This window comes from Geosporobacter subterraneus DSM 17957 (assembly GCF_900142145.1).
GTDB lineage: Bacteria > Bacillota > Clostridia > Peptostreptococcales > Thermotaleaceae > Geosporobacter > Geosporobacter subterraneus.
This window is the reverse complement of record NZ_FQZV01000099.1, coordinates 1-3534: the sequence shown is the minus strand read 5'-3', so window position 1 is coordinate 3534 and position 3534 is coordinate 1. Positions and strand designations below refer to the sequence as shown.

Sequence of the window (3534 nt, the reverse complement as noted above, 5' to 3'; positions counted from 1 at the left end):
ATAGGGGTTGTCTAACCTTTTTTAGGGTCAATTTGGGATTTTTCACAGATTTTTATCCACAATTTCAATTTTTGAATTATGCAATATCCTCATATAGAAAAAGGCATTTGTTTATGCAGTAAATAACCATATCCATTGACTAATTTTTATAGACAATTTATCCTGATCCATATATAGTATCTGCTATATTATCATTGCTCAGGTGTTTGAATTTTTTCAATTGAAGGGGCTGTGGATAGAAATCCATCAGCCCCTTGTTTATTAAGCAATGTTCTTTTCAGCCTGATCGACTGGTCCAATCACTATAGGAGTCCCATAATCAGAGGAACAATAAAAGCAGTAAGGATTCCGGCAATACCAATGCAAAGACTGCTCATGGCCCCTTCTACCTCTCCCAGCTGAAAGGCACGGGTTGTTCCAAGGGCGTGGGTAGTGGTACCGATAGCCACGCCTTTGGCAACAGAGCTCTTTATATTAAAAAAGCGCAAAATCTCCGGAGCAAAGCAGGCTCCAAAAACACCGGTAATGGCAACTAAGCCGGCTGTAAGGGAAGGTATTCCGCCAATTACCCGGGAAACCTCCATGGCTATAGGCGTAGTAACAGCCTTAGGCGCCATGGAGTATAGAATCTCTATATCCGTACCCAGCAGATACCCTAGGCCAACTACAGAAACAATGGATGCAACTACACCAGCAGATACCCCTATCAGAATCGCCCTGAGATTAGACTTCAGAATAGCAATGTTCCTATACAAAGGAATTGCCAGCGCAACCGTTGCCGGACCTAAAAGGATCGTCAGGATGGCTGCCTGTTTGCTGTATATGTCGTAGCTTAATCCACTGGCTTTTAAAAAGCCTATGATGAATATGAGAGAAATTAAAAAAGGATTAAAGAGAGGATGCTGAAATCTTTTATTAATGATTCCACCAAGATGGTAAGCCCCCAAGCTTATGAGAATCCCAAATATAGCAGTATTTTCTATATAACTAAGCATTTACATCCTCCTCATATTCCTTCACAAAATAATCTACCACTTTTCCTGCAACATACAGGCCGATCATAATACTCAAAATCGTGGGTACCAGAATCCCTGCTATTTGTGATCGAATCAAGTCAAAATAAAGCATAATCCCTACGGATGAAGGTATAAAAAATATCGGCAGATGATCTAACAGCAATTTTCCTGCTTCTTCTACATCCTTAAGCTTAAGGGCTCCTAGCATCAAAGCCACGGTAAGCAGCAGCATCCCTAGAATGTTTCCCGGGACGGGTATGCCTAAAGTGCGGGCAGTAAGATCCCCAAGGAACAGCATTAAAAACAGCAGCATAAACTGCCTCACTAAATTCATCCTTTTCCACCTCCCAACAATCAAGTAAGTAAATATTAGTATATCATTTCCCTTTCATCGATGCAAAGTCTATTGTCTGCATTTCATTTTTTGTCTTAAATCATGAAAGAGGCCCCTTGACAAGGGCCTCTTTTACAATTGCATTTATTGATTTATTTAAGGGAGCAGCAATCTGATCGTATAGCTGGTCTTTCCAGAAACCGCCACTACTTCTAGCTTATAGCTTTGGGGAGTAAGATTGCCTATATCTATACGTTCTTCCAGCAAAGATTGTTTTGAAACTGTGGAACTTGCTATTAAATGATCCGCTGCATCATAAAGATAGAAATCCAAATCACAATTGCGAGTGCTCCAATCTAGCAAGGCTTTAAAAAAGAGAAGCTGCTTATCAGCTTCTCTCATAATATGCTATGGATATCCTGCCTTAGATCACTGGACGTTTGACAACGGCATGGGCTGCAATATAGATTGGATCAGACATTCCTGCAACATTTACAGTGGTGGTGTGGACCGTTACGCCCGATTCAAAGCTGTGTTTGTGCTCGAAGTGTCCAATTTGAGGATTTTTAGATTTGTTCTGTGGAATTTGGTTCAAGGTGTTCTGTACAGAAAGATGAAGCTCTGTGAGTACCCAATCACCGGTTGTACGATAAGTGATGGTTAGTTCATTTCCATTTCTGTCTACTTCAACAACACCTGCTTCATGGTGCTGTCCAGCCATCAACTTTTTGGAGACCTCATCCATTCCGCTATAAGTGAAGTATGTGCCCCAGCTTCCATTTTTGCCTGCGTTGAATGGAATCCCTGCTGCCCAAGCGGTTTCTTCCTGATACTGGATAATATAGTTTCCAAAGTCCAAGTTTTCAAGATGGGTACCTCCAAGAATCTCTATATCTGTATAGGCACCATCACCTGCCGGATAGCTGTTTAAACGCTCTTTGCCTGATTCTGTTCTCATATTAATTTCTTAGCCTATGCTAACAGAGCCTTTCTTAAAACATTTATACTCTATGGCAGACGCCAATCCCTCCTCTATCACATATGATGATAGCAAGGATATTTGAGAGGTGATAATAAATGTTTTCCTTTACAAGAGCATTACGACTGGGCTTGAGAGGTCAGGATGTACAGCATCTACAGGAAAGGTTAAATACACTGGGCTTTGATGCCGGTTTACAGGATGGTATTTTTGGTGTACAGACGCAGCAGGCTGTAATTCAGTTTCAAACTAGTCAAGGCTTAGAAGCAGATGGCATCGTAGGCTTGGCTACTTATAGAGCTTTGTTTGATTTGGAGGGCCGGGCACGAGTTCTGGTCAATCTAGCTCAGAGAAGGTTGTACCTCTATTTAGATGATATACTGCAGAGTTCTTACCCCGTTGCCATTGGTAAACCTAGCACCCCTACCCCAACAGGTACCTTTGCGGTTACAGAAAAGGCTATGAACCCCGGCGGTGTATTTGGTACTCGCTGGATTCGCTTCTTTGAGGACTATGGCATCCATGGCACCAATAACCCGGCTTCCATCGGCAATGCCGTCTCAAACGGCTGCATACGCATGTTCAATGATGATGTAAATTTTATTTATGCGGTGGTAACCATCGGTACAGAGGTTAGGATCATCCCTTCTGAAAGAAGTTTCCGCACCTATACGGTACAGCCTGGAGATACCCTGTACTCCATTGCTTTAAGATTCGGTGTATCCTTTGAGGATCTTGTTCGTGCAAATGCTGGAGTGGCTAATACGGATGTGATCTTTGTAGGCCAGGAGTTGGTTATTCCATAAAATAACTTATGAATTTTAAAAGGTAAGCACACATATTTGTATTAAATATGATTGCTTACCTTCTATTTTGTATTGATACTGCATCATTGGTCTACTTGATCAGGAAATACAATAAATAATAAAAAATCATCCTTGTGTTTCCACTAATATATTGGATCAATTTACATCCTGAGAAGCTTTTTAAGCAGTGTACTGATATATAATCATGGAAACAAATCAAATTTCTCTACGTTTCTTTATTGCTCGTATCCTGTCAAAAGAACCGTCACCTCGACATACTCAAAATTATAAAAAGTCATTGTATTATTGGCTATTTGATGATCCTGTTGATGCTCCTGCTCAGTATTGCTGAGTACGTTGTTCGTCGTGAGCTAGCCCAGGAGAAGGCCTTTATCATCG

General features: G+C 41.1%; 5 protein-coding genes. 1 reads left to right on the top strand and 4 read right to left on the bottom strand.

The features are described 5' to 3' along the window. Positions 1-302: 302 nt before the first annotated feature. The 4 genes from BUB56_RS19010 to BUB56_RS18995 all read right to left on the bottom strand — a co-directional run bounded on the left by BUB56_RS19010 (position 303) and on the right by BUB56_RS18995 (position 2308). Positions 303-995 carry an LrgB family protein gene (locus BUB56_RS19010; protein ID WP_110942814.1) on the bottom strand — a complete coding sequence of 231 codons (693 nt, stop codon included), beginning with the start codon at positions 993-995 and terminating at the stop codon, positions 303-305. Further along, on the bottom strand, positions 988-1350 hold the full coding sequence (locus BUB56_RS19005; RefSeq protein WP_110942813.1) for a CidA/LrgA family protein: 363 nt from the start codon (positions 1348-1350) through the stop codon (positions 988-990). The genes BUB56_RS19010 and BUB56_RS19005 overlap by 8 nt, the downstream gene beginning before the upstream one ends. Positions 1351-1506: 156 nt before the next feature. Then, a complete protein-coding gene (locus BUB56_RS19000; RefSeq protein WP_110942812.1) occupies positions 1507-1752 on the bottom strand; it encodes a hypothetical protein in 246 nt (81 codons plus the stop codon). Between the two features lie 22 nt (positions 1753-1774). Continuing rightward, on the bottom strand, positions 1775-2308 hold the full coding sequence (locus BUB56_RS18995) for a hypothetical protein (RefSeq protein ID WP_110942811.1): 534 nt from the start codon (positions 2306-2308) through the stop codon (positions 1775-1777). 119 nt (positions 2309-2427) lie between these two features. Here BUB56_RS18995 and BUB56_RS18990 point away from each other — a divergent pair, with 119 nt between their 5' ends. Beyond that, positions 2428-3135: a L,D-transpeptidase family protein gene (locus tag BUB56_RS18990; protein ID WP_110942810.1), complete on the top strand. Its 708-nt coding sequence runs from the start codon at positions 2428-2430 to the stop codon at positions 3133-3135. Positions 3136-3534: the final 399 nt, after the last annotated feature.